The 25,474-nt window shown below is 70.3% G+C and carries 21 protein-coding genes; 1 reads left to right on the plus strand and 20 read right to left on the minus strand.

Annotated elements, in window-relative coordinates:
- Window positions 1-47 precede the first annotated feature (47 nt).
- From WFH25_RS01280 to WFH25_RS01360, 17 genes are all read right to left on the minus strand, one after another.
- The gene (locus WFH25_RS01280; protein WP_336696562.1) at window positions 48-5,900 is read right to left on the minus strand and encodes an Ig-like domain-containing protein; all 5,853 of its coding nucleotides are present in this window, start codon (window positions 5,898-5,900) and stop codon (window positions 48-50) included.
- On the minus strand, window positions 5,897-7,309 hold the full coding sequence (locus tag WFH25_RS01285; protein WP_071296246.1) for a serine/threonine-protein kinase: 1,413 nt from the start codon (window positions 7,307-7,309) through the stop codon (window positions 5,897-5,899). The genes WFH25_RS01280 and WFH25_RS01285 overlap by 4 nt, the downstream gene beginning before the upstream one ends.
- 129 nt (window positions 7,310-7,438) lie before the next feature.
- On the minus strand, window positions 7,439-8,260 hold the full coding sequence (locus WFH25_RS01290; protein ID WP_070416284.1) for a PP2C family protein-serine/threonine phosphatase: 822 nt from the start codon (window positions 8,258-8,260) through the stop codon (window positions 7,439-7,441).
- Between the two features lie 3 nt (window positions 8,261-8,263).
- Window positions 8,264-9,172 (minus strand): hypothetical protein, encoded by a 909-nt coding sequence (locus tag WFH25_RS01295; protein WP_336696563.1) that lies wholly within the window; start codon window positions 9,170-9,172, stop codon window positions 8,264-8,266.
- Window positions 9,173-9,226: 54 nt separating this feature from the next.
- Window positions 9,227-9,784: a hypothetical protein gene (locus WFH25_RS01300; RefSeq protein WP_139202004.1), complete on the minus strand. Its 558-nt coding sequence runs from the start codon at window positions 9,782-9,784 to the stop codon at window positions 9,227-9,229.
- Between the two features lie 109 nt (window positions 9,785-9,893).
- Window positions 9,894-10,667, minus strand: coding sequence for a YaaA family protein (locus WFH25_RS01305; protein ID WP_336696704.1), 774 nt, complete (start codon window positions 10,665-10,667; stop codon window positions 9,894-9,896).
- The gene (locus tag WFH25_RS01310) at window positions 10,664-10,927 is read right to left on the minus strand and encodes a F0F1 ATP synthase subunit epsilon (RefSeq protein WP_022905458.1); all 264 of its coding nucleotides are present in this window, start codon (window positions 10,925-10,927) and stop codon (window positions 10,664-10,666) included. Before WFH25_RS01310 ends, WFH25_RS01305 begins: the two co-directional genes overlap by 4 nt.
- Window position 10,928: 1 nt before the next feature.
- Window positions 10,929-12,383 carry a F0F1 ATP synthase subunit beta gene (gene atpD / locus WFH25_RS01315; protein ID WP_022905457.1) on the minus strand — a complete coding sequence of 485 codons (1,455 nt, stop codon included), beginning with the start codon at window positions 12,381-12,383 and terminating at the stop codon, window positions 10,929-10,931.
- A gap of 47 nt (window positions 12,384-12,430) precedes the next feature.
- Window positions 12,431-13,333: a F0F1 ATP synthase subunit gamma gene (locus WFH25_RS01320; RefSeq protein WP_071296243.1), complete on the minus strand. Its 903-nt coding sequence runs from the start codon at window positions 13,331-13,333 to the stop codon at window positions 12,431-12,433.
- Window positions 13,334-14,962: a F0F1 ATP synthase subunit alpha gene (gene atpA / locus WFH25_RS01325; RefSeq protein ID WP_070416289.1), complete on the minus strand. Its 1,629-nt coding sequence runs from the start codon at window positions 14,960-14,962 to the stop codon at window positions 13,334-13,336.
- 107 nt (window positions 14,963-15,069) lie between these two features.
- Window positions 15,070-15,864: a F0F1 ATP synthase subunit delta gene (locus tag WFH25_RS01330; RefSeq protein WP_070416290.1), complete on the minus strand. Its 795-nt coding sequence runs from the start codon at window positions 15,862-15,864 to the stop codon at window positions 15,070-15,072.
- 2 nt (window positions 15,865-15,866) lie between these two features.
- The gene (locus tag WFH25_RS01335) at window positions 15,867-16,430 is read right to left on the minus strand and encodes a F0F1 ATP synthase subunit B (RefSeq protein WP_070416291.1); all 564 of its coding nucleotides are present in this window, start codon (window positions 16,428-16,430) and stop codon (window positions 15,867-15,869) included.
- Between the two features lie 9 nt (window positions 16,431-16,439).
- Complete coding sequence (gene atpE, locus WFH25_RS01340) at window positions 16,440-16,676, minus strand: ATP synthase F0 subunit C (protein WP_070416292.1); 237 nt, start codon at window positions 16,674-16,676, stop codon at window positions 16,440-16,442.
- 67 nt (window positions 16,677-16,743) lie between these two features.
- On the minus strand, window positions 16,744-17,604 hold the full coding sequence (atpB, locus tag WFH25_RS01345; RefSeq protein ID WP_374115161.1) for a F0F1 ATP synthase subunit A: 861 nt from the start codon (window positions 17,602-17,604) through the stop codon (window positions 16,744-16,746).
- A gap of 104 nt (window positions 17,605-17,708) precedes the next feature.
- On the minus strand, window positions 17,709-18,188 hold the full coding sequence (locus tag WFH25_RS01350) for a hypothetical protein (RefSeq protein WP_229085036.1): 480 nt from the start codon (window positions 18,186-18,188) through the stop codon (window positions 17,709-17,711).
- Window positions 18,185-19,411 (minus strand): MraY family glycosyltransferase, encoded by a 1,227-nt coding sequence (locus tag WFH25_RS01355; RefSeq protein ID WP_070416293.1) that lies wholly within the window; start codon window positions 19,409-19,411, stop codon window positions 18,185-18,187. The genes WFH25_RS01350 and WFH25_RS01355 overlap by 4 nt, the downstream gene beginning before the upstream one ends.
- The gene (locus WFH25_RS01360; protein WP_070416294.1) at window positions 19,408-20,082 is read right to left on the minus strand and encodes an L-threonylcarbamoyladenylate synthase; all 675 of its coding nucleotides are present in this window, start codon (window positions 20,080-20,082) and stop codon (window positions 19,408-19,410) included. The genes WFH25_RS01355 and WFH25_RS01360 overlap by 4 nt, the downstream gene beginning before the upstream one ends.
- A gap of 37 nt (window positions 20,083-20,119) precedes the next feature.
- Between WFH25_RS01360 and WFH25_RS01365 the strand changes: the two genes are divergently transcribed.
- Window positions 20,120-20,812: an HAD family hydrolase gene (locus WFH25_RS01365; RefSeq protein ID WP_336696564.1), complete on the plus strand. Its 693-nt coding sequence runs from the start codon at window positions 20,120-20,122 to the stop codon at window positions 20,810-20,812.
- Window positions 20,813-21,083: 271 nt separating this feature from the next.
- Here the strand turns inward: WFH25_RS01365 and prmC are convergent, their stop codons facing one another.
- Genes prmC through rho form a run of 3 tightly spaced genes read right to left on the minus strand, consistent with a single transcriptional unit; the run spans window position 21,084 to window position 25,315 of the window.
- Window positions 21,084-21,971 carry a peptide chain release factor N(5)-glutamine methyltransferase gene (gene prmC, locus WFH25_RS01370; RefSeq protein ID WP_442892394.1) on the minus strand — a complete coding sequence of 296 codons (888 nt, stop codon included), beginning with the start codon at window positions 21,969-21,971 and terminating at the stop codon, window positions 21,084-21,086.
- Between the two features lie 20 nt (window positions 21,972-21,991).
- Window positions 21,992-23,074 (minus strand): peptide chain release factor 1, encoded by a 1,083-nt coding sequence (prfA, locus tag WFH25_RS01375; RefSeq protein ID WP_070416296.1) that lies wholly within the window; start codon window positions 23,072-23,074, stop codon window positions 21,992-21,994.
- A gap of 3 nt (window positions 23,075-23,077) precedes the next feature.
- Entirely contained in the window at window positions 23,078-25,315 is a 2,238-nt protein-coding gene (gene rho, locus WFH25_RS01380) for a transcription termination factor Rho (protein WP_336696565.1), read from the minus strand.
- Window positions 25,316-25,474: the final 159 nt, after the last annotated feature.

A 25,474-nucleotide genomic window follows, 5' to 3' on the forward strand; every position in this document is an offset into this window, starting at 1 on the left:
ATCGGGCGAGCGCTACTGGGCAGCGTAGGGCGTGTGCCGTGAGTTGCTCAGTTGCCCGCCGCGTTTCCGGAGTCAGCGGGCGCCGGAGCGACGGCCGCCAACGGTGAGTAGTCGCCGTTCGTCGTCAGCGTCCCGTTGTCGTTGAAGGTCACCTCTGCGCGGACTCGGACCGACTTCGCGGTGAAGAGCAGATCGTCCGGCGGCTGTGGAGCGGCAGCACCCGCGTCCCACGAGTCCGTCTGCGGGAAGCCGCTGCCGTCGTCCGTCGAGTACCAGTAGGCGGTGTAGCGCACGGACACCGCTGAGGACGTCGGCCCGCTCACCGTGATCGGCTTGGTCAGCTGTGCGCTCGTCACCGAGGACGTCGCGTCGAGCGCGGCGATGTTCGCGGTGTACGAGGAGCCGTCGTCCGTCGTGCAGAAGTTCGAGCCGGGGCTCCCGCACGCGCGCAGTGTCATCGCGACCGCGACGTTCCGGGCGCCGTCACCGGGCACCCCGCTCCACCGTTGCCCGGGCTGCAGCGTGATGGGAGCGCCGCCCACTTCCAGCTGGTAATGGTCGACCGGGGTCGTCGGAGCGGCGACGACCACGTCCGGGGTCGAGGAGCTGTTCGACGTGAGGAAGACCGCAGGGGTCGAGGTACCCGAAGGACGTTCGTACGTCTGGGTGGTCGTCGTCTGCGCGTTGCAGAAGTAGCCGTTCCAGACGGTCACCGAGTAGGTCGCCGTGCCGCCGCCGACGCCGGAGTCACTGGCGGGACTCGTCTGACCGAGCGAGCCTCGGGCGGTGCAGTCGCTCTGCGCGCCCCGGAACGCGTTGTAGGAGCCGCTCGTCCCGCCGGCGAGGTCGGCGGCGCTCCACGTGACGGTGACCGACGACTTGCCGTCCCGGTCCGGGTTCTTCCCCGCCACGGCGGAGACGTTGGTCGGTTTGCCCGGCACGCCCACGGCGGAGCCGGTCGCCGACGCCGAGTTCCACTGCACCACGGTCCCGTTGCGGTCGGCGCCGTTCCGGGCGGACACCGTCACCGTGTACTGCGCCCCGCTCTGCGCCCCCGTGAAGGACGTGTTCGTGGCCGTGCCCGTGCTGCGGGTCGTCGACAGGTCCGGCCCGTCGATCGAGACGACGTAGTTGTCCACGGCGCTGCCGTTGTTCGGCGCCGCGACCGCGTTCCAGGTCACGTCGAGCTGGTTCGGCGTGCTCTTGCTCGGGGTCACGCTGATGCCGGTGGGCGGCGCCGGGACGAAGTCGGCGCTGATCGGCGCGGAGTTCGCGGAGGCGGCCGAGTCACCGACGGCGTTCGTGGCCACGACGGAGAACTGGTACGAGCCCTTCGGGTCGAGCCCCTTGATCGTGCAGACCGTCGCCGTACCGCAGTCCTTCGACACCCCGTTCGTACCCTGCAGGCGGTACCCGGTGATGGGCGAGTTGTTCGCCTGCGGCGTCGACCACGTCAGGGTCGCCTGCCCGCCTTCGTACGATCCGGTGCGGGTGGGCGCACCGGGCGCGTCCGGGACGTCCTGCACCGAGATCGTCACGTCGCCCCACACGTACCGGTCCGGATCGTCAGTGGCGTCGGCGACCTGGTACTGCAGGTGCGTGTCGACGGGCTTCGCACTGTCGGAGACACTGACCTGCAGCCGCGACTTGTCGGCGCTCGGCGTGACGGTCACGCCGCCGGGAAGCCCGCCGCCGAGGCCGCGGATGTTCACGACGCGCAACCGCTGGCCGGGGAACGGGTTCGTCGGCTGGTCGTTGGCGAGGACGTCGATCGTGGTCGTCTGGCCACGCTTCGTGACCGACTTGTCCGCCCCCGGCTGCACGAGCGGCCGCGTCGAGGCGACGACGTCGACGCTCACGACCCCGGACCGGCCGGCGTTGGCGTCGTCGGCGACCCCGATGCCGATCGAGGCGGTCGTGTTCTTCTTCGCGGTGTCGGCGACCTTGATCGTCAGGTTCTGCCCGCTGATCGTGGCGGTGGTGCCGTCGCTCGGCTTGCTGACGACGGAGTACTTGAGCTCGGGGAGGTCCTGCGGGTACGGGTAGTCGGTCAGCTTGCTGAGGTCGATCACGCGCGACTCCCCCGGCTGCATGTCGACGGCGGAGCCGGTGAACGCCGGCGGCTGGTTGGACCGGGGCGTGACCTTGACCGGCAGCACGAGCGTCGCGACGCGTCCCTTGCCGCCGTTGGCGTTCGAGCCGTCGGTGACCTCGAACGAGATGGAGGCGTTCCCGTAGTAGAGCTTCGACGAGGTGAACTGCAGCGTCGAGGAGTCGACGACGAGGCTCTGCCCGTTCGCGTGCGTCGCCTTCACCGTGCCGCGGTCGGTGATCTTCGCGGTCTGCCCGTTCGCGGTGACCACGTACTTCGACAGCGGGATCCGGACCGTCGCCTCACTCTTCACCGTGATGGCACCGGCGGTCCGGTTGACCTGCGGCAGGGCGTCGTCGAAGCCGGGCACGTGGATGAACCCGTAGGAGACGATGTCCGGGTGGTCGACGCGGGCGACCGAGAACGGGATCACCTGCGAGTCGTCGGAGAGCCGGACGACGATGCGCCCGTCGTCGGTGGTGCGGGCGTTGTCGCCGTAGCCGTCGACGACACCGACCTTCAGGTCGGCCGTGGTCCCCTCGGCGAAGAAGACGTTCTCGAGGACGTCGACCGTGACGCTCTGCCGGTGCAGGATGTCCTGCAGGTCGAGCGTGGTGTCGTCGACCTCGGGCCGCAGCGGCTGGGCGTCGGGGTCGACCGTGACGGTGAGGAAGGCCGTGCTCGCCCCGCCGTTCTCGTTCGTCACCGTGTACAGCACCGCGTAGTCGCCGTCCTTCGCGGTCTTCGGCGGTGTGACCCGGATCTGCTGCTTCTGCAGGATCTTGGCGGAGACCGACTCGGCGGTGGGCTCGGCCTTCGTGACGGTGAGCTGGCCACCCTCGGGATCGGAGTCGTTCTGCAGGACGCGGACGGTCACCGAGCCGCCGGGCCGGATGGTCACGTGGTCGGCTTCGGCGACGGGGTTCGACGCCTGTTCCGCGCGGGGTGCGATGCCGACGCGCACGGTGCCGGTCGCACGGGCGCCGAGCGCGTCGACGACCGTGTACGTGAACTCGTCGGTGCCGGCCGAGTAGTCGCCGGCCTCGTACGTCAGCGAGTCGGACGACACGTCGGCGACGGAGCCCTTGTCGGGGTTCGACGCGACACCGACGAGCTGCACCGAGTCACCGTCGGGGTCGATCCCGTTCAACGGGATGGACACCCGGACGGACTGCCCGGCGACGACCCGCGCGGTCACCGTCTGCGGGACGGGCGGGTTGTTCGTCGCGGCGTCCTGCTCGCGCACCGAGATCGAGACGGTCGCGTCGGCGTACTGGCCGTCGGGCCCGGCGACCCGGTACACGGCGGTGTAGTTGCCCGGAGTCTTCGGGGCGAGGTACCGCAGGTGGTCGCCCGAGACGAACAGCAGGCCACCGTCGCCGGGGACGTTCTGCACGAGGTCGGGCTGCAGCGTGAGCGGCTCCCCCTCGGGCTGGGTGTCGTTGTCGAGCACGTCGATGTTCGCCACGTCGCCGACCCGCACGGTCGCGGTGTCCGGCTGCGCCACGGGCGGCTGGATCCGGTCCGGCTTCGGGATCTCGACGACCGTGATCGTGCCGGTTGCCGAGGCGAGTCCGTTCGTCTCGGTGTAGCCGAAGGAGACCGGACCGTCGAGCGGCGCGGTGAGCGTGACCCGGACGGTGTGCTGGTCGAGGATGCTCGCCTCGACCCCGGATCCACGGCCCGGACCGTCGAGCGCGGTCACGAGCAGCACGCCGCCGGCCGGGTCGATGTCGGTGGCGGTGACGTCGGTGTCCTTCGTCGACAGGGTGTTGACGAACACGGTCTTCGGCGTCGTGATCGGCGCGGTCGAGGCGTCCGGCGGGGCGAGGATCGTGACGCGCACGATGCCGCTCGTCGTCTTCGTGCCGTCGGTCACGGTGTACTCGAGCTGGTGGTCCCCCGCGCCGGCGCCCTGCACGCGGAACGTGCCGGAGTCGTAGCTCGGGGTGACGGTGAGGCCGGTCGACGACGACACGCTCGTGAGCGTGACGGTGCCGTTCCCGCCGCGGACGTGGTCGAGGGGGTCCACCGTGAACGCCTTGCCCGCGTACCCCTGCACGGGGAACGGGTCGGCGTAGAGCGGCACGCTGCCCTGCTTCGCCACGTGGACCGTGACCGAGCCCCGACCGTCCGCACGCCCGTCGCTCACGACGAGCTGCACGGCACGGTCGCCGGTCCGCGCGCTCGCGTTCCGGTAGTCGAGCAGCCCGTCGGGTGTCGTCGACACGCGGTCGCCGTCGGCCGCGGTCGCCGACTTGAGGTACACCGGGTCGCCGTCGGGGTCGACCCAGTCGCCGAGCACGTTCGAGACGACGTGCCCGTTCTGCACGACGTCGGCCGAGGTGTCGCGGACCTGTCGGGGCGGGTCGTTCTCGGAGTCGGGGCGGACGGTCACCCGGACGGTGGCGGTGTCCGACCCGCCGTTGCCGTCCGTGATCGTGTACGGGAAGGAGACGATCCCGGTGGCGCGGCCGGACAGCGTGATCTGCAGGCGCTGGCCGTCGCCGACGATCGCCACGTCGCCGACGGCGTCGTCGATCTTCCCGACCTCGCTCACGACGATCGGGTCGCCGTTCGGGTCGTAGTCGTTCAGCAGGACCGGGAGGCTCGTGGTGCGTCCCGGACGAGCGCCCAGGTCGTCGTCGACCGCCACCGGCGGCTTCTGGTCCTTCTCGACCTCGGGGTCGTCGTCGGACACCTGCTCCTGCTGCTGGTCCTCGTCCTTCTTGATGAGGTCGGCCCAGTTGTCGATGAGCTGTCCGCTCCGGTCGATCGCCCAGGAGCGCCCGCTCTGCGGGTCGTTCGCGACGACCGTCTCGCCGTTGTGCAGGATCTGCAGGTCCCCGGTGCCCGCGGTGCTCGCGAGTCGCTGCAGCCCGGACCCCTTGCAGGTGTCGATCGCCTGCCCGCCGGCCCACGCCGCGTACGTGCAGGAGCCGACGACCATCGGTCGTGCAGCACGACCGGAGACCTGCATCGCAGTGCTGCTGACGTCGCCGGATGCCGAGACACGGACGAGCCCGGCGGTGCCGGCGACGACGACCTCGGACGAGCTGTCCGTCGAGTGCTGCAGGGCGGGTGCACTGCCGACGCGGTCACCGAGGTCGACCGTGCGACCGTCCACCGACATCCGGCCCGAGCTGCGGTCGAGCACGGCCAGGTGGTCCCCGAAGGACGCGACCTGGAAGTCGTCGGCGCGGTCCATCTTCACCGTCCACCGTTTCGCGACCGTCGGCGTGGTGCCGACGTCGACGAGTGCGGCGGTGCCGGTCTTCGGCGAGTAGACGGCGACGTGGTCGTCCGAGGCGTCGAAGACGGCATTCGCGCCGAGCGTCAGGTCGGCCTTCGTCGACGCGTCGAACTCGCCGAGGTCCTTCGCCGGGGTCGCCCAGAGCTCGCCGGTGTCCCCGTTGCCGATGACCGCCGTGGACCCCGCGAAGAAGACCTGCGGCGTCCCGGCCGGCAGCGTGACCGGGTCGGCCACCGTGGCGTCGGCCACGTCGACCTTCGCGACGGTGCCCTTCGTCTCGTCGACGCTGTAGACCGTGGAGCCGCGCTGCAGGACGGACAGGTCGTCGCTCGCGGTCTCGACGGCGGTGTTCAGCTGCAGGACCCCGGTGTTCGCCCGGCCGACCGCACCGTACTCGGCGGACGGCACCCACACGGTGCCGTCACCGAGGTCGACCCGCTGCGTGTGGTACCCGGTCGACGCGATGGCCGCGGTGGCGACGACCGCGCCGACGACGACCGAGGCGCCGACCGTCACCGCTGCGGAACGGTGCTTCGCGAGGAACGCCCGGATCACCCGGCGCTCCCGATCGTGGCGCACTTCTGGGCGCTCGCGACCCCGGTCTTGCCGTCACGGTTGACCGCGACGGCGATGCACTCCTCGTCGCCCTTCTGACCCGAGACGACGAAGCTGGTGCCGGTCTGCTGGCTCGCCGCACCGTTCGACGAGATGACGTAGGTGTCCCCCGTGCGCAGGCCCGGGTCGGCCCAGGTGAAGGTCACGGACGACGGTGACGGCTCGGCGCGCACGTCGGCGACCACCGGGATCGCGCCGGAGCCGAGGCGACCGATGACGAGCACGGTGGCGACGGCGAGTGCGGCGACCACCACGACCGCGATCGAGGTCGCCCAGACCAACGTCGACCGCGTGCGGCGGCGGGCGCGCGTGACGGAGCCGGTGCGGTGGACGGTGCCGACGCTCTGCGCCGCGGCCCCCGCCGATCCGCCCTGCAGCGCCTTGCGCGTGCGCCGACGTGCACCCACGCGGGTCGGGGGCTGCAGCTCGCGGATCATCGTCCGGTCACCGTGCGGTGTCGGCGTCGCGACGGCCCACGCCTCGACCGCGACGTCCGCCGAGGTCTGCGGGATGCCGAGCTCGGCCTCGACCTGCTGGAACCCACGGACGAGCTCCATGACGGTGGACGGCCGACCGGCGACCTTGCGCGACATCGCGGATGCGAGCAGCCGCTCGAGCGACGGCGGGACGTCGGTCCGCCCGGTGGGCTTCACACCGCCCTTGTCGATGCGCCCCATGAGGTCGGCCGCGCCGTTCTTGCCGCCGCGGACCTCGAAGGGGCTCCGGCCCGCGAGCAGGGAGAAGACCGTCGCCGCGAGCGAGTAGACCTCGGACTGGATCGTGCCGCGGGACTCGTCGATGAGCACCTCGGGCGCGGACCACGGGATCGACATGCCGATCGGCTCGTCGGGGTCGGCCTCGCCGATGGTCGCCGCGATGCCGAAGTCGGACAGCACCGGGTTGCCGTACGCCGTGAGCAGGATGTTCGACGGCTTGATGTCGCGGTGCAGCACGCCTTCGCGGTGCGCGGTCTCGAGCGCGGATCCGATGCGGATGCCGATCGCGAGCACCTCGGACACGGGGATCGGCTCACGGCGGTACCGCTCGCTGAGGGATGACGAGCAGAGCTCCATCACCAGGTACGGCCGGCCGTCGGAGGCCACGCTCGCCTGGAACACCGTGAGGATCGACGGGTGCGTGCTGAGTCGCGCCATGAGGTTCGCCTCGGCCTGGAACATCTGCCGGACGCGGTCGTCCACGACCTCGTCGAGCAGGACCTTCACGGCGACCTGCCGGCGCGGCATGTCCTGCTCGTAGAGGAAGACGTCCGCGAAGCCACCGGAACCGAGGACGTGCACGGGGCTGAAGCCCGCGATGACGGGCGGGGTGGACGGCAGGCGTCGCGCCATCGTCCCCTCCTCCCCGGCCGAGCGGCCAGCTCTCTCGTCACGGCCATGCCATTGTACGAACCGTGGGTGACCGACATTCCGCACACTGCGCGCAGCCCGAGGTCACCCGTCCCCCAGTTCGGGGGGCACTCAGTGCCGCGGCAGCGTGTCCTCCACGTCGCCGTCGTCCGGGGCGTCGTCCACCTGGAGGACGACGACCGTCACGTTGTCCCGACCGCCCGCGACGACCGCGTCGCCCACCAGACGCTCGGCGAGGTCCTGCGCCGCCGGCACGCGTGCGGCGATCCGGGCGATCCCGGCGTCGCCGAGTTCCTTGGTGAGCCCGTCCGAGCACACGATGTACCGGTCCCCCGCACGGAGCGGCAGGGTCCACCAGTCCGGCTCCGGCGGCTCGCCGAAGCCCACGGCCCGTGTGATCACGTTGCTGTCCGGGTGCCGCTCGGCATCCTCGGCGCGGAGGAGGCCGGCGTCGACCATCTCCTGCACGACCGAGTGGTCGACGGTGACGCGTCGGAGGACGCCGCCCTCGATCCGGTAGGTCCGGGAGTCGCCGACGTTGAAGACGAGCGCGGCCGGCTGTCCCTGCGCGGCGACGAGCGCGATGCCGGTGACGGTCGTCCCGGCGCCGATCGCGTTGCCGCCCGCTGCGCGCTCGATGTCGGCGGTGGCGAGCAGGAGCGCCCGCTGGATGGACTGCCGCGTCGTGAACGCGCTCTCCGTCGCCTGCTCGAGGCGGCGGACCACGGCGTCACTCGCACGGTCGCCCGCGAGGTGGCCGCCCATCCCGTCGGCGACGACGAAGAAGGGCGCCCCGACGATGTAGCTGTCCTCGTTGTGGTCACGGCGCCGACCGACGTCGGTCGCGGCTCCCCACGAGAGCGTCAGGGTGGCGCCGTCGGCACCGGGGACGTCGATGGCGTGCGCAGTCGCTGCTCGGCCGAGTTCGGTCACGTTTCAGGATCGCTCTCTGGGGGTTCGGGGCGTGCCGGCGGGTGGGTCGGTCGGCCACGTGGGAAGGGGTGGGAGGTCCCTCGACGACGGTGCGACCCGCAGGTGTGGCGAGAGGACCTCGATCACGTTGCCGTCACCGATCTCGACAACCGTACCCGTCAGCACGACGTTCGACGCACCCGCCGGCATCCGGAACGGCGCCGACCCGGCGGGCCGCACGACGGTCCCGTTGGTGGACCGGAGGTCGTCGACCACGGCGGCTTCGCCCTCGGCGTGCAGCATCACGTGCGACGACGACACCTGGCCGCTCGACGACGGGACGGACACCAGTTCGGGAGCCGGACCGCGCAGGATCCGCGGCAGCGCGGGCCTCCGGCCGACGATGACGGGGTGGTCGAGTCGGATGACGCGGTCGCCGATCCGCACGGACGGCACCCTGGTCGTCGGTGCGGGGACGTCGGACGGGAGGCGCGGCTCGCCCCCGACGGGCGTCCCGCCCTGGGTGGTGGGGTGCGTCCGGGCCCCGACCACGGTGTCGTCGATCGACCCGTCCCCCGGGCGCGGCGCGCGACCGGGCCGCAGCACCGTGTCGTCGAGGGAACCGGTCGCCGGAGCGGCAGGCGCACCCGGCACGGGCGGCACCGGACGGATCACCGTGTCGTCGACGTCCTGCGCGTCCGAGACGCCGTCCACCACCGGCGCGGCCGGCAACGGCGGCACCGGACGGATCACCGTGTCGTCGACCGAGTCGGTGGCCGGAGCGCCCGGGACTCGGGACGCACCGGGGACGGGCGGGACCGGACGGATCACGGTGTCGCCCAACAGGTCGTCCACCGACGCGTGCACCGGTTCGTGGGACGCGGCGGCGCGGGGTCGACGGACGACCGTGTCGTCGATGTCGTCGTCGCGCACCCGAGCCCTCCAAGCGTGATCGAGACAACCGTAGACGATCCTGTCCGCCCACCGTCATCCACGGTCCCACGCGGGACCGCTCCCCGCCCGGACCGAGCGCAGCACCAGGCCCGCCAGCGGATCGTCCGCCCGGGTGTCGAGGGCGTGCTGCGCCCGCGTCTGTGCCCGCGCGGCGGACCCGAGCGCCCAGGAGCACCACGCCGCCACGGCCAACGCCCCCGCGGCGCCGGCGGCCGAGTCGGCCGACGGGTCCTCCGCACGCCAGTGCCGCCAGGCATCGGCGCACCGGTCGCCGGCGGTCCGGAGTCGCGCCCGGTCCGGCTCGGGACCGAACCCGCACAGCGCCGGCGGTGTCGGGTCGGAGAAGGGGTCGAAGGCGGCCACCGCACGGGGCTCGATCGGCCCGGGCTCGGCGAGGAACCGGATCACCGCAAGCCGGGTCGCCAGTGCTCCGCACGCCGTGACGACCGCGATCGACGCACCACGCGACGACGGTGCGTCGCCGGGCGCGACGAGGGCCGCGCAGGCGGCGGGGAGGGTGACGGCGGCCGCGATCTCGCGCGGGTAGCGCACTGCGGCGTCGGGGTGGCTTCGTGTCGTGACGGGGATCATGCACGTCATCGAAACGCACGCCGCGCCTCCAGGACCCGCCGGCGTGGGCACCTGTGGAACGCGACCCGCCCCACCCGTCCTGTGGAGGACGAGCGGGGCGGAACCGGGATCAGACCGTCGCGGGCTCGAGGCTCTCCGCGACGAGGTCCCACGAGCCGTCGTGCTCCTCGAGGACGACACCGTGCGCGCCGGCCCAGTCGAGCAGCTCGGCCGTCGTCGTGGCCGCTGCGCCCGTCCGGGCGAGGAGCGCGACCAGGCGACCCTTCGCGGTCTTGTTCCAGTGGTTCAGCGCCTTGCGCCGGCCGGAACCGTCGACGCTCACGACGCGCGGGACGACCGCGCCCGTGACGGGGCCGAGTTGCCGGTACCCCTCGGAACGCAGGTCGAGCACGAGCCCGTCCGCCGTGTGTGCCGCGAGCACCCGGGCGGACGGCTCCGGCCAGTGCGACGCGAGCCGGACGGACCCGAGCCGCGAGTCGTGGGAGAGCCGGTAGGCCGGGACGAGATCGCCACCGCGGACGGGACCGAACATCGCGGACTGCACGACCACGTGCTCGAACCACCACGCACGCGTCGCAGCGTCCGCGTCGAGCGAGCCGAGCGGGTCGTAGAGCACACCCGTGTACCGGTCGATCGCCGGCATCGTGCCCGACGTGTCGAGCTCGAGGTTGCGGAACCGCTCCCCGATCGACTTCGGGCCGAGCTTCAGGGCCGTCCGGGCCGAGGACTCCTCGGAACTGACGGAACGGGCCGCGGTGATCACCGCGGCCCGTTCAGCAGCCAGTTCCGGGAACGACAGCGCACGCAGGTCGAGCGTGCGGTCCGTGTCCCCGCCCTCCCGCTTCGTCTCCGAAGGCGGGAGGAGGACGGTCAGTCCGGTCAGGACGCCAGCGCGGCCTGCCGCGCCACGATCGTGACCGTGTCGTGCTCGACCGACAGGAAGCCGTCCTCGGCGTCCGCCGCCACCGTCGAGCCGTCGGCTCGGGTGATGCGGACCTGTCCCTGCGCGAGGGTCGCGAGCAGCGGCTCGTGTCCCGCGAGGATACCGATCTGGCCCTCCGTCGTGCGAGCGACGACCATGGTGGCGTCGCCCGACCAGACCTCGCGGTCGGCCGAGACGACGCTCACGGTGAGTGCCGCCATGTCAGCGGTTCTCCTTCTGGATCTGCGCCCACTTCTCTTCGACGTCGTTGATGCCACCGACGTTGAAGAAGGCCTGCACGGCCACGTGGTCGAACTCGCCGTCGGCGATGGCGCGGAAGGACTCGATGGTGTCCTTCAGCGGGACGGTCGAACCCTCGACGCCCGTGAACTTCTTCGCCATGTACGTGTTCTGCGAGAGGAACTGCTGGATACGACGAGCGCGCTCGACCGTGATCTTGTCCTCTTCGGAGAGCTCGTCGACACCGAGGATGGCGATGATCTCCTGCAGTTCCTTGTTCTTCTGGAGGATCTGCTTGACGCGCGTGGCCGTCTCGTAGTGGTCGGCACCCAGGTAACGGGGGTCCATGATCCGCGAGGTCGACGTCAGCGGGTCGATCGCCGGGTAGAGACCCTGCGAAGCGATCTCACGCGACAGCTCGGTCGTGGCGTCGAGGTGCGCGAACGTGGTCGCCGGCGCCGGGTCGGTGTAGTCGTCAGCCGGCACGTAGATCGCCTGCAGCGAGGTGATCGAGTGACCACGCGTCGAGGTGATGCGCTCCTGGAGCACACCCATCTCGTCGGCGAGGTTGGGCTGGTAGCCCACCGCGGACGGCATGCGACCGAGCAGCGTGGAGACCTCGGAGCCGGCCTGCGTGAAGCGGAAGATGTTGTCGATGAAGAGGAGCACGTCCTGCTTCTGGACATCGCGGAAGTACTCCGCCATCGTCAGCGCCGACAGGGCCACGCGCAGACGCGTTCCCGGCGGCTCGTCCATCTGGCCGAACACGAGGGCGGTCTTGTCGAAGACGCCCGCCTCTTCCATCTCGCCGATGAGGTCGTTGCCCTCACGGGTGCGCTCGCCGACACCGGCGAACACCGACACACCACCGTGGTCCTGCGCGACGCGCTGGATCATCTCCTGGATGAGGACCGTCTTGCCGACGCCCGCACCACCGAAGAGGCCGATCTTGCCACCCTGCACGTACGGGGTGAGGAGGTCGATCGACTTGATGCCGGTCTCGAACATGGAGGTCTTCGACTCGAGCTGGTCGAAGGCCGGGGCCTTGCGGTGGATCGGCCAGCGCTCGGTGATCTCGAGCTTCTCGTCGGTGTTGAGCACGTTGCCCAGCACGTCGAAGACCTTGCCCTTGGTGACGTCGCCGACGGGGACCGAGATCGGAGCGCCCGAGTCACGGACCTCCTGGCCACGGACCAGACCGTCGGTCGGCTTCAGGGAGATGGCGCGGACGAGATCGTCGCCGAGGTGCTGCGCGACCTCGAGGCCGATCTCCTGCGACGAGTCACCGATGGTGATGGTCGTGAACAGGAGGTTGTACATCTCGGGGATGGCGTCGTGCGGGAACTCGATGTCGACGACGGGGCCCGTGACACGGGCGATCCGGCCGACACCGGGCGCCGACGACGTCTCGACCGCGGTGGTTGCGGTGTCGGTCATGGCTGGTGCCTTCCTGAGGGTGGGTAACTGTCCGCGAACGACGCGGACTACTTCTTCTTCGACGAGAGGGCGTCGGCGCCGCCGACGATCTCGGAGATCTGCTGGGTGATCTCGGCCTGTCGGGCGTTGTTCGCGAGACGCGTGAAGTCGCGGATGAGCGAGTCGGCGTTGTCGCTCGCCGCCTTCATCGCCTTCTGCCGGGCGGCGTGCTCGGAAGCAGCCGACTGCAGCATGGCGTTGAAGATGCGGCTCTCGATGTAGACCGGGAGCAGCGCGTCGAGCACCGCATCGGCGTCCGGCTCGAACTCGTAGAGCGGGAGCGGCTCGTCGTTCGACGGCGCCTCGACCCCCTCGACGACCTCGAGCGGGAGCAGCCGGACGACCTGCGGCTCCTGCGTGGCGAGGCTCAGGAAGCGGTTGAAGACGATGTGGATCTCGTCCACGCCACCCTCGGCCGTGTCCTGCAGGAACTTCGCCACGACGGCGTCACCGATCGACTTCGCGGTCGAGAACTCCGGCTGGTCGGTGTTGCCGACCCACTGCTGCTCCGACGCGCGCTCACGGAACGCGAAGTACCCGACGGACTTGCGCCCGACCAGGTAGAACACGACGTCCTTGCCCTCGCTGCGGAGCAGGGAGGCGAGCTCCTCGCCCTGCTTGAGGACGTTCGTGCTGAACGCACCGTTCAGGCCGCGGTCCGACGTGAACAGCACGACGGCTGCACGCGTCGACGACTCCGGCTCGGTGGTCAGCACGTGGTCGACGTTCGAGAACGTCGCCACGGCCGACACCGCTCGCGTCACGGCCCGCGAGTACGGACCCGACGCGGCCATGCGGGCCTGCGCCTTCTGGATCCGCGACGCCGAGATCAACTCCATCGCGCGAGTGACCTTCTTCGTGGTCTTCGCGGACTTGATTCGCTGTCGGTAGACCCGGACCTGCGCTGCCATCTAGCGACGACCCTTGACGATCTGCTCCTGGTCGACGTCGTCGGCCGAGGCGGCCTCGAACTGCTCGGACCCGAGCGTCTTGCCGTCGCTCGTCTGGAAGCTCTTGGAGAACTCGTCGATCTGCTTGGTCATCTCGGCGACGGTGTCGTCGCTGAGCTGGTTCGTCTCACGGAGCGTCGTCAGGACGTCCGAGTTGCGACGCAGGTGGTCGAGCAGCTCCGACTCGAAGCGCAGGACGTCGGCCACGGGGACCTCGTCGAGCTTGCCGTTCGTGCCGGCCCAGATCGAGACGACCTGCTCCTCGACCGGGTACGGCGAGTACTGCGGCTGCTTGAGGAGCTCGGTCAGACGGGCACCGCGCTCCAGCTGACGACGCGACGCCTGGTCGAGGTCGGACGCGAACATCGCGAAGGCCTCGAGCGAGCGGTACTGCGCGAGCTCGAGCTTGAGCGTGCCGGAGACCTTCTTGATCGACTTGACCTGCGCGTCACCACCGACACGGGACACCGAGATGCCCACGTCGACGGCCGGACGCTGGTTCGCGTTGAACAGGTCCGACTGCAGGAAGATCTGGCCGTCGGTGATGGAGATGACGTTGGTCGGGATGTACGCCGAGACGTCGTTCGCCTTCGTCTCGATGATCGGGAGACCCGTCATCGAACCGGCGCCGAGCTCGTCGGACAGCTTCGCGCAACGCTCCAGCAGGCGGGAGTGCAGGTAGAAGACGTCACCCGGGTAGGCCTCGCGGCCCGGCGGACGACGCAGGAGGAGCGACACCGCACGGTAGGCCTCGGCCTGCTTCGACAGGTCGTCGAAGATGATCAGGACGTGCTTGCCCTGGTACATCCAGTGCTGGCCGATGGCGGAGCCGGTGTACGGGGCGAGGTACTTGAAGCCGGCCGGGTCGGAGGCCGGGGCGGCGACGATGGTGGTGTACTCCATCGCGCCGGCGTCCTCGAGCGCACCCTTGACGGAGGCGATCGTGGAGCCCTTCTGACCGATGGCGACGTAGATGCAGCGGACCTGCTTGTCCTCGTCGCCCGACTCCCAGTTGGCCTTCTGGTTGATGATCGTGTCGATCGCGATGGCCGTCTTGCCGGTCTGGCGGTCGCCGATGATCAGCTGACGCTGACCGCGGCCGACGGGGATCATCGCGTCGATGGCCTTGATGCCGGTCTGGAGCGGCTCGTGCACCGACTTGCGGGACATGACGCCGGGCGCCTGCAGCTCGAGGGCACGACGACCCTCGGCCGGGATCTCGCCGAGACCGTCGATCGGAGCGCCGAGCGGGTCGACGACGCGACCGAGGAAGCCGTCGCCGACGGGAGCCGAGAGGACCTCGCCCGTGCGGGTGACTTCCTGGCCCTCTTCGACACCGGCGAACTCGCCGAGCACGATGGCGCCGATCTCGTCCTCGTCGAGGTTCTGCGCGAGGCCGAGCGTGCCGTCCTCGAAGCGGATGAGCTCGTTCGCCATGACGCCGGGGAGGCCCTCGACGTGCGCGATGCCGTCGCCGGCGTCGATGACGTGCCCGACCTCGGCCGTGGAGGCCTTCGTCGGCTCGTAGTTCGAGACGAAGTCCTTCAGGGCATCACGGATCTCATCGGGGCTGATGGTGATGTCTGCCATGGGATTTTCCTTGTTGGTTTCCGGGGCCCTTCGGCTCCGAGAGGGTGACGCTGCCTGACTCGGCAGTTCCCGTTGTGGACTTGGGAGGAGCGGCTTCGACGGTACGCCTAGCCGGCGAGCTGGAGCCGGAGCTCCGAGAGCCGCGTGGACACGGTGCCGTCGATGACGTCGCCGCCGATCTGCACCCGGACCCCGCCGACGACCGAGGGGTCGACCACGTGGTTGATGCTGATGCCCTTGCCGTGCTGCTCCGCGAGGGCCCGGGCGACGCGAGCCGCCTGGCCGTCCGTGAGCGGCGTCGCGGTGATGACCGTCGCGACGAGCTTGCCGGCCTGCTCGGCCACGATGCGCGAGGCGTCGCGGACGAGTTCACCGATGCGACGACCACGCGGCTGCTGCACCAGGTGCGACAGGATCACGATGGTCTGCTCCGATGCCTTGCCGCCGAGCAGCCGCTCGACGAGGGCGCTCTTCTCCGACGGGCTGCCGAGCTTGGTGCCCAGCGCCAGCTCGAGGTCGGCGTCCGAACGGACGGCGGTCTCGAAGGAGAACAGTTCGGCTTCGATCGGCGTGCCGGACGCTGCCGTGGCGGCGACGGCGCGGATGCCCGCGTCCTCGATGCCGACGAGCAGGTCCTGGTGCGAGGACCAGCGCGAGCCGGCCACCGCGGTCAGGACCGCACGCGTCGCGGCGGACTGGCCGGCGAAGACGCGGTCGAGGACCACCTTCTTGCCGGCCGGGTCGGCCGTCGGGTCGGACAGCAGACCGAGCAGCTGCGGCGCACCGGCGATCGCACGCCCTGCGGCGAGGATCTCGGCACCGGCGGCGAGGTCGGCCGCACCGCCGAGGTCGGCGAGCACCGCCCTCGTCGACGCCAGTGCTTCCCTGGTGGCGCTGCGCATGCTCAGCGCTCCCCGGCCGACGATGCCGACGAACCCTGCGAGGCTTCGAGGTCAGCGAGGAACCGGTCCACGACCGCGGTCGACTTGGCGTCGTCCTTGAGCGACTCCCCGATCACGCCGGAGGCGAGGTCGAGGGCGAGGGTGCCCACCTCGGTCCGGAGCGACTGGAGCGCGCTCTGACGCTCGGCCTCGATCTGTGCCTGCGCGTTGGCGGTGATGCGTGCTGCATCGGCCTGCGCCTGCTCGCGGAGCTCGTTGCCGATCGCGTTGGCGTCGGAACGGGCCTGCTCACGGATGCGCGATGCCTCGGCACGGGCCTCGGCGAGCTGCTTGTTGTACTCGTCGAGCGCGGCAGCGGCCTGCTCCTGAGCAGCCTCCGCCTTCTTGATGCCACCCTCGATGGCCTCGGTGCGCTCGTCGAGCATCTTCGTGATCCGCGGGATGATGACCCGCCAGAAGACCAGCAGGATGACGACGAACGCCACCGCGGACCACACGATGTCGTACAGCGGCGGTACGAGGGGATTGTGCGTCTCCTCGGCCGCGATGATGAGTGCGTTCTGCATCGAGAGGCCTTAGTTGGTGAAGATGAAGTACGTCGCGATACCGATGAAGGCGAGGGCCTCGGTGAAGGCGATACCGATGTACATGAGGGTCGTCAGGCGGCCCTGGAGCTCCGGCTGGCGAGCGACGGACTCGATCGTCTTGCCGACGACGATGCCCACGCCGATGGCCGGGCCGATCGCCGCGAGGCCGTAGCCCACCGTCGCGATGTTGCCGGAGATTTCCGCGAGAACGGTCGTTGCGTCCACGTGTTTTCCTTTCAGGATGCGGCCCGGCGGATGCCGTGCCGTATTGGGGGTCAGTTCAGGTCGTTGGTCAGTGCTCGTCAGCCAGCGCGAGCTGGATGTACACAGCGGTCAGCAGCATGAAGACGTACGCCTGCAGCAGCGCGACCAGGATCTCGAAGAAACTGAACGCGATGCCGAACGCGAGCGTCCCGACTCCGAACGCCTTGAAACCGAGCGAGGCGTCGAAGAAGAAGAACTGCGTGGCAGCGAAGAAGAGGACGAGCAGCAGGTGGCCGACGACCATGTTCATCAGGAGTCGCAGGGTCAGCGTCACCGGACGGAGCACGAAGGTCGAGACGAGCTCGATCGGCGTCACGATGATGTACAGGTACCACGGGACCCCAGGCGGGAACAGCGAGTTCCGGAGGAAGGTGCCCGGGTGCTTGCGCAGACCCGCGTAGATGAACGCCACGTAGGCGACGATCGCGAGGATCATCGGGTACGCGATACGGCTGGTGCCCTGCAGGTTGAGCCCCGGGATCAGACCCGTGAGGTTCAGGAACAGCACGGAGAAGAAGATCGTGGCCAGCAGCGGGAGGAACCGCTTGCCGTCCTTCTCACCCAGGTTGTCGAAGGTGTTCCGGCGGACGACGTCGAACGCGTACTCGATGAGCGCCTGGCCGCGGCCGGGGACGAGCTTGAGCGAACGGGTCCCGATGATGCCGATCAGCAGCAGGACCGCGACGGCGATGAACCGGATGATGACGAGTCGGTCGATCTCGAAGGGCGTCCCGGCGAAGAAGATCGCATCCGGGAAGAACTCGTTGATCGACGGACCATGGAACTCGGCGGCCTTGCTGCTCCCCGCCGCAACGGTGTTACCCGCAGCGGTGAGGGACAGGGGAAGAGCGTGGGATAGCAGCGCTGTCTCCTGTGTCGGCGCGCGCACGCATGGCACGCGATGGTGGACGTTGTGGAGGCTCGTCCGCTCCGAGCAATGCTCCGGACGCGGACTCCGAGAAGCCTATCAGGTGCGAGAGGCTTCCCGGGCTCTCAGTTGCGGGGCGCGTCCTTCTCAGGAGACGCGGAGTCTCCGGGAAGGCTGACCCCGATCGGGATCCGGGCCTTCGCGACCGCGACCACGTCGATCACGAGCGAGCCGACGACCCCGACGATGATCGCGATCGCGAGCACCGGGAAGTCCACCCAGGCGCGGTCGCGCAGCAGGACGAGGACGACGATGAACACGACGAACTTGAGCAGCCACGTGCCCATCACGATCCCGAAGAACGCGCCGGAGATCATCTGCCCCTTGGAGACCCGCAGCGCCACCAGCACGCTCACAGCGGTCAGCCCGAGGAACACGACGCTGAGGACGGCTCCGAGCAGGCCACCGGCGAGCCCGGGACCGCCGGCGACGAGCAGCCCGACGACTCCCCCGACGACGGCGAGTCCGACGGCCAGGAGCGCGCCCCAGGTGATGATGCGGCGGAACACCGGCCGGACGTGGTCGAGCGCGTTCGGTGCGGTCACGAGTTGTCTCCTGGGATCGAGCGGTCGTTGGCGGCCCGGTCGAGCGGGTCGAGGCTGGCGTCCACCACGGCGGTCGACCGGGTGGCGACCTGTGCGGCGAACTCGGCGCGTTTGCGGCCGAGCGGGGCGAAGGTGGCGACGGCGCAGACGATGAAGCCGACGGCGACGAAGACGACCACCCAGTACCAGTCCACGAAGAGGAACAGCAGGCAGCCGATCGCCACGGTGGCCGTCCAGGCGTAGAAGATGAGCACGGCGTGGAAGTGCGAGTGCCCCATGTCGAGCAGGCGGTGGTGCAGGTGCTTCCGGTCGGCCGAGAACGGCGACTTGCCCGCACTGAGCCGACGCGTGACGGCGAGCCCGAAGTCGAGGATCGGCACGATGAGGATCGCGAACGGCAGCAGGATCGGGATGAACGCCGGCAGCAGCGCCTGGCGTGTCTGCACCGCGGCCGGGTCGATGTTGCCCGTGACCGAGACCGCGCTGGTGGCCATCAGGAAGCCCACGAGCAGGGCTCCGGCATCCCCCATGAAGAGCTTCGCGGGGTGCCAGTTGAGGATGAGGAAGCCGAAGCAGGCACCGACGAGCACGGCGGTGAGCAGTGACGGCAGGTTGAAGAAGAACTCCGTCTGCACGACCACGCGGTTGATGAAGAACGTGTAGAGGAAGAACACGCCGCCGGCGATGATCGCCACCCCGGCGACGAGGCCGTCGAGGCCGTCGATGAAGTTCACCGCGTTCATGACGAGCACCACTGCCAGCACGGTGAAGATCAGGCTCATGTAGGACGAGCCGACCCCGAGCGTGTTCCCGATCGGCAGCGACACGATCGCCACGCCCTGCCAGGCGAGGATCCCCGCGGCGATGATCTGCCCCGCGAGCTTCGTCATCCAGTCGAGGTCCCAGATGTCGTCGGCGACGCCGAGGACCACGATGATGGTCGCGCCCCCGAGCACCGCCAGCACGCGACCCGGCTCGGAGAACACCAACCGGAAGTAGTCGGTACCGGCGATCGACGGGAAGAGGAACCACGCCGCGAGCAGGGACACGATGACGCCGATGTACATCGCGATGCCGCCGAGCCGGGGCGTCGGCGTGCGGTGCACGTCCCGCTCACGGACCTTCGGGTACCACTTGTACTTCAGCCCCAGCTTCCAGACGATCCAGCTGACGCAGAAGCTCACCACGGCCGCGATGGCCCCGGCGAGCAGGTAGTACTTCATCCGACGAGGTCGGCTCCGACGACCCTGGTGATCTCCTCGTCCGGGATCACACCGTGGCGGACGATCCGGAGCTTGCCGCCGTCGGAGAGCCCCGTGGCGTCGACGATCGTCGAACCGGTCGACTCCGCGAACCCCTCGTGCGGCTCGAGTGAGCCCCCGTCGAGGTACACCGCGACGCTGTCGCCGAGCATCGCCTCGGCCTGGTCGGCGTCCATCGCGGCCGGGTCCCCCGTCGTGTTCGCCGAGGACACCGCGAGCGGACCGACCTCCTGCAGGAGTTCGAGCGCGATCCGCGAGTCCGGCATCCGGAGCGCCACGGTACCCCGTGTCTCGCCGAGGTCCCAGTCGAGGGACGGCTGCGCACGGAGGATCACGGTGAGGCCACCGGGCCAGAACTCGTCGACGAGGTCGCGCACCTGCTGCGGGATGTCGCTCGCGAGCGCGTCCAGGGTCGGCGGTCCGGGGATGAGCACCGGCGGCGGCGACTGCCGGGTGCGTCCCTTCGCGTCGAGCAGTCGCTGGACGGCGGCCGCGCTGAAGGCGTCCGCGGCCACGCCGTAGACGGTGTCGGTGGGGACCACGACGAGCTCTCCGCGCCCGAGTGCGGCACGTGCGAGCCGCATCCCGGTCAGGAGCCCGTCGGAGTCGGTGCAGTCGTATCGGGATGCCATGACTCGACGATGATAGTGCGACACAATGGGTGGCATCGTGAACGAGTCCCCTGCGCCCCGCCTCCTGTTCCTCTTCGACATGGACGAGGTCCTCGTCCGGTACGACTGGCAGGTGCGGATGGCCGCACTCGCCGAGTTCACCGGGCACGAGTTCGCGGAGCTCCGCCGCCGGTGGTGGGACTGCGGCAACGAGCAGCGCGCCGAGGCCGGCGGGTACGCCGACGGCGACGAGTACCTCGCCGCCTTCGCCGAGGCCATGGGCTGCGACGTCCCCGAGACCGAGTGGGCGCGGATCCGCGGCGCCGCGATGACCGAGCTGCCCGACCGGATCGAGGCGGTGCGCGTCGCGAGCGAGCACGGTCGGGTCGGCCTCCTGACGAACAACGGACCGCTGGCCGGCCGGTGGATCCACCGCTGGGCGCCGTCCCTCGCGCCCGTCTTCGGCGAGCACCTCGACACCACGAGCAACTTCGGGGCGCGCAAGCCCGAGCCGGAGGTCTACCGGCGCGCGCTCGAGCACCACGGTGTCCCGGCCGAGCGCACGTTCTTCGCGGACGACATGCCGATCAACGTCGAGGGCGCGCAGCGCGTCGGCATCCACGCGGTGCTCGTCGAGGAGCACACCGACCTGCGCGAAGCCGTCCTCGCCTTCGTCGCGGAACAGCACGCCGCCGCGCCCGTCGCGGAGCAGCCGGACCGCAGCGCGAACGTCCCGTCACGCGTGCGGTAGGAAGCGGAAACGCGCGTACCGGGCAGGAACGAACGACCAGGTACGCGCGGAACGGCACCGACTCACGGCGGCGGGCTGACCGGCGGAAGTGATCCGCGCCTCCAGGCCCGGACCGCTGCTCGATCCTTCCCATCATGCGTGCGGTAGGAAGCAGAAACGCGCGTACCGGGCAGGAACGAACGACCAGGTACGCGCGGAACGGCCCACCATGCGCGGAGCGGCCCACAGGACCACGCACGCACACCGCCCAGGAGGCGCGGCTCGACCCCGCCTAGCGCGTCGCCGTGGTCGTGCGGTCGCGTCCCGTCAGGTCGACGTGCGTCTCCGGGGAACGGAACCCCCGGCGCGCCAGGACCTCGCGCACGCCGGCGCCCTGCGGCTCGGCGTGCTCGATGACGACGACTCCCCCGGGGACGAGCAGGCGCCACGCGGTGTCGGCGAGGGCACGCACCGCGTCGAGTCCGTCCGGACCGCCGTAGAGTGCGACGGCCGGGTCGTGGTCGCGGACCTCGGGGTCGATCGGCACCGCGTCGTCGGGCACGTACGGCGGGTTCGACACGACGACCGACACCGTGCCGTCCAGGTCGGGCAGTGCGTCGGCGAGGTCGCCCTCGACGAGGCGGACCGTCCCGCCGTACGCGTCGATGTTGCGCCGCGTCCACGGGAGCGCCTCGGGCGACCGTTCGACCGCGTACACGACCGCGTTCGGCACCTCGGTGTCCATGGCGATGGCGATCGCGCCGCTGCCGGACCCGAGGTCGACGGCGACCGGCGACGGCACGGGCACCGCGCGGAGTACGTCGATGCCGAACTGCACGACGCCCTCGGTCTCGGGCCGCGGGACGAACACGCCGGGTCCGACGGCCAGGGTCAGCGCCCGGAAGTACGCCTCGCCGGTGATGCGCTGGAGCGGCTCGCGGGTGACGCGTCGGGCGACGGCGTGCCGGAAGCGCTCGACGTGCTCGGCGGCGATCGCGCCGCCGGTCATCGCACGGGCCTGCACGGCGCCACGCGAGGTGTCGGTCGCCCAGGCGAGCAACAGTTCCGCGTCCACCTGCGGGGTCGGGACGCCGGCCGCGTCGAACGCCGCGACCGCCTCGCGCAGGAGGCGGTCCGCGGCGAACGCGACGGGCGTGTCGGAGGCGGGTCGCGCCTCCAGGCCGTCCGAGGGGACGTCGCTCACGCGTCCTGGTCGCCGATGGCGGCCAGTCGTGCCTCTTCGTCCGCCTGGATGGCGGACTGGATGACGGGTTCGAGCGCACCGTTCATGACGCGGTCCAGGTCGTACGCCTTGTACCCGGTGCGGTGGTCCGCGATGCGGTTCTCCGGGAAGTTGTACGTGCGGATGCGCTCCGAACGGTCCATGCCGCGGATCTGCGACTTGCGCGCGTCCGAGGCGATGGCGTCGAGCTCCTCCTGCTGGCGCGCGAGGATGCGGGCACGCAGGACGCGCATGCCGGCCTCGCGGTTCTGCAGCTGCGACTTCTCGTTCTGCATCGCGACCGTGATGCCCGTGGGCAGGTGGGTGATGCGGACCGCGGAGTCGGTCGTGTTGACGGACTGTCCCCCGGGCCCGGAGGACCGGTAGACGTCGATCTTGAGGTCGTTCTGGTTGATCTGGACCTCTTCGGGCTCGTCGACCTCGGGGAAGACGAGCACGCCGGTCGTCGAGGTGTGGATGCGCCCCTGCGACTCGGTCGCCGGCACACGCTGCACACGGTGCACGCCGCCCTCGTACTTGAGGTGCGCCCAGACGCCCTGGGACGGGTCGGTCGCGTTCGACTTGATCGCGACCTGGACGTCCTTGTAGCCACCGAGGTCGGACTCGGTGCGCTCGAGCATCTCGATCTTCCAGCCCTTGGACTCGGCGTAGTGCGAGTACATGCGCAGGAGGTCGGCCGCGAAGAGCGCCGATTCCTCGCCGCCCTCGCCGCCCTTGATCTCCATGATCACGTCGCGCCCGTCGTCGGGGTCGCGCGGGATGAGCAGCCGGCGGAGACGCTCCTGGCGCTCCGACAGCTGCTCCTCGAGCGCCGGGACCTCGTCCGCGAACGCCTCGTCCTCACGCGCGAGCTCCTGGGCGGCGGCGAGGTCGTCCCCCGCCGCCTTCCAGGACTCGTACGCGGACTTGATCTGGTTGAGCTCGGCGTACCGCCGGTTCACCTTCTTCGCCCGGGCCGCATCGGCGTGGAGCGCGGGGTCCGACAGCTGCTGCGTCAGGTCCTCGTGTTCCGCCAGCAGCCCTGCCACCGACTCGAACACGCGTTACTCCTGGTGACCGTTGTGGTGCCCACCGGTCGTGGGGACCGACTTCTGCACCTGGACCAGGAACTCGACGTTCGACTGCGTCTCCTTGAGGTTCCGCAGCACGATCTCGAGGGCCTGCTGCGGGTCGAGCCCGGCGAGGGCCCGGCGCAGGCGCCACGTGATCTTGACCTCGTCGGCGGAGAGCAGCTGCTCCTCGCGACGGGTGCCGGACGCGTTGACGTCGACGGCCGGGAAGATCCGCTTGTCCGCCAGGTGACGGTTGAGGCGGAGCTCCATGTTGCCGGTGCCCTTGAACTCCTCGAAGATCACCTCGTCCATCTTCGACCCGGTCTCGACGAGCGCCGTCGCGAGGATGGTCAGCGAACCGCCGTCCTCGATGTTGCGCGCGGCGCCGAAGAAGCGCTTCGGCGGGTAGAGGGCCGACGAGTCGACGCCACCGGAGAGCACGCGACCGGAGGCCGGCGTCGCCAGGTTGTAGGCGCGGCCCAGACGGGTGATCGAGTCGAGGAGCAGGACCACGTCGTGGCCGAGCTCGACGAGGCGCTTCGCACGCTCGATGGCGAGCTCGGCGACCGTGGTGTGGTCTTCTGCCGGACGGTCGAAGGTCGAGGCGATGACCTCGCCCTTCACCGTGCGCTGCATGTCGGTGACCTCTTCGGGCCGCTCGTCCACGAGGACGACCATGAGGTGCGCCTCGGGGTTGTTCTTGGCGATCGCGTTGGCGATGGCCTGCAGCACGACCGTCTTGCCGGCCTTCGGCGGGGAGACGATCAGGCCGCGCTGGCCCTTGCCGATCGGCGACACGAGGTCGATGATCCGCGTGCTGAGCTTCGAGGGCTCGGTCTCGAGGCGCAGGCGCTCGTTCGGGTACAGCGGGGTGAGGTCCTGGAAGTCGACGCGCGCGGCGGCCTCTTCGGCGGTCTGCCCGTTGACCGAGTCGACCTTCACGAGCGCGTTGTACTTCTGGCGGCTCTGCTGTTCGTTGTCGCGCGGCTGCTTGATCGCACCGACGACCGCGTCGCCCTTGCGCAGGTGGTACTTCTTCACCTGGCCGAGGGAGACGTAGACGTCGTTCGGTCCCGGCAGGTACCCGGTCGTGCGCACGAAGGCGTAGTTGTCGAGGACGTCGAGGATGCCCGCGATCGGGATGAGGACGTCGTCCTCGGTGATCTCCGGCTCGAACTCGTCGTTCTGCCCGCCGCGGCCGCGCTTGCGGTCACGCTGGCGACGGCTGCGGCCGCCCTCGGTCTCGTCGGCGTTCTGCTGGGCCTGCTGCTGCTGCTTCTGCTGACCCTGCTGGCCCTGCTGCTTCTGCTGGCCGTTCTGCTGCTGGCCGTTCTGCTTCTGCTCGTTCTTGTCGTCCGGCTGGGCGTTCTTCTGCTCGCCCTGCTGGCCCTGGCCGTTCTGGCCGTTCTGGCCGTTCTGGCCGTTCTTCTGGGCCGCGTCGGTCTTCGGGGCGTTGTCGCGACCGTTCTGGTCGCCGCCCTGCTCGCCGTTCTCGGCGTTCTGGCCACGGCCACGACCGCGACCACGGCTGCGACGACCGCGGCGCGAGCCGCCCTCGCCCTGCTGGTCGTTCTGGTCGCCCGACTCGGTGCCGTGCGCGGACTGCTCCTGGTGGTCGCCCGCGGCGTCCTGCTGGGTCGGCTGCTCGGCCTGGTCCGGCGTCTGCTCGGAGCGCTCGGTGCGCTCGGCCTGCTGGCCGTTCTGCTGGTCGCGCTGCCCGCGGCCACGACGCTGGCCGCCGGTCTGCGCGGCTTCCTGGGCGTCCTTCTCGGCGCGGACCTGGTCGAGCCCGGCGAGGAGGTCCTCGGTGCCGGTCTGACCGTGGTTGGTGTGCTCGGCGGCCGAGGTCGGCGCGGCGCTCACGGTGCCGCCGGAGGAGGCACGGCGCGAACGGCGGGCCCGCGAGGACGCCGGCTGCTCGGCCGGGGCCTCGGTCGCTGCCGGTGCGTCGGCGACGGCCTCAGCGGCGGGTGCTGCGGGGGCCTCGGTCGGCTCCGGCAGCGTCGGCTGCTCGGCCACGGGGGCCTCGACCGCGGGTGCGGCCGGCTCGGCGGGAGCGTCGTCCGTCACGGGACGCTTGTCCTCGATCGAGGCGATGAGGTCACCCTTGCGGAGCTTCGAGAGCCCCGTGATGCCGAGGGAGGAGGCGATGCGCTGGAGTTCCGGGAGCCGGAGGGCGCGCAGATCGCTGGGGATCTCCACCTGGGTGGAGTCGTTGACGTTCGTCAAGGTCGGTGTTTCCTTTCGAACCGCAGAACGCGGAGAGTTTCCACCGTCCCGGATGCACGGGTATGCATCGACCGCCGTTCAGACGACGGACCGGGATTCGGTGATCAGAAAGAGATTGCCCCCGCGCACCGGACCCAGCATGGCGAGGAAGTTCCTGCT

Source organism: Curtobacterium sp. USHLN213 (assembly GCF_037144815.1).
GTDB lineage: Bacteria > Actinomycetota > Actinomycetes > Actinomycetales > Microbacteriaceae > Curtobacterium.

Excerpts from the sequence above, each read along its gene's own strand:
- WFH25_RS01285 (WP_071296246.1), bottom strand. The coding sequence starts at position 7,309 with ATGGCGCGACGCCTGCCGTCCACCCCGCCCGTCATCGCGGGCTTCAGC.
- WFH25_RS01300 (WP_139202004.1), bottom strand. The coding sequence starts at position 9,784 with ATGATCCCCGTCACGACACGAAGCCACCCCGACGCCGCAGTGCGCTAC.
- WFH25_RS01310 (WP_022905458.1), bottom strand. The coding sequence starts at position 10,927 with ATGGCGGCACTCACCGTGAGCGTCGTCTCGGCCGACCGCGAGGTCTGG.
- atpD (WP_022905457.1), bottom strand. The coding sequence starts at position 12,383 with ATGACCGACACCGCAACCACCGCGGTCGAGACGTCGTCGGCGCCCGGT.
- WFH25_RS01320 (WP_071296243.1), bottom strand. The coding sequence starts at position 13,333 with ATGGCAGCGCAGGTCCGGGTCTACCGACAGCGAATCAAGTCCGCGAAG.
- atpA (WP_070416289.1), bottom strand. The coding sequence starts at position 14,962 with ATGGCAGACATCACCATCAGCCCCGATGAGATCCGTGATGCCCTGAAG.
- WFH25_RS01330 (WP_070416290.1), bottom strand. The coding sequence starts at position 15,864 with ATGCGCAGCGCCACCAGGGAAGCACTGGCGTCGACGAGGGCGGTGCTC.
- WFH25_RS01335 (WP_070416291.1), bottom strand. The coding sequence starts at position 16,430 with ATGCAGAACGCACTCATCATCGCGGCCGAGGAGACGCACAATCCCCTC.
- WFH25_RS01355 (WP_070416293.1), bottom strand. The coding sequence starts at position 19,411 with ATGAAGTACTACCTGCTCGCCGGGGCCATCGCGGCCGTGGTGAGCTTC.
- WFH25_RS01360 (WP_070416294.1), bottom strand. The coding sequence starts at position 20,082 with ATGGCATCCCGATACGACTGCACCGACTCCGACGGGCTCCTGACCGGG.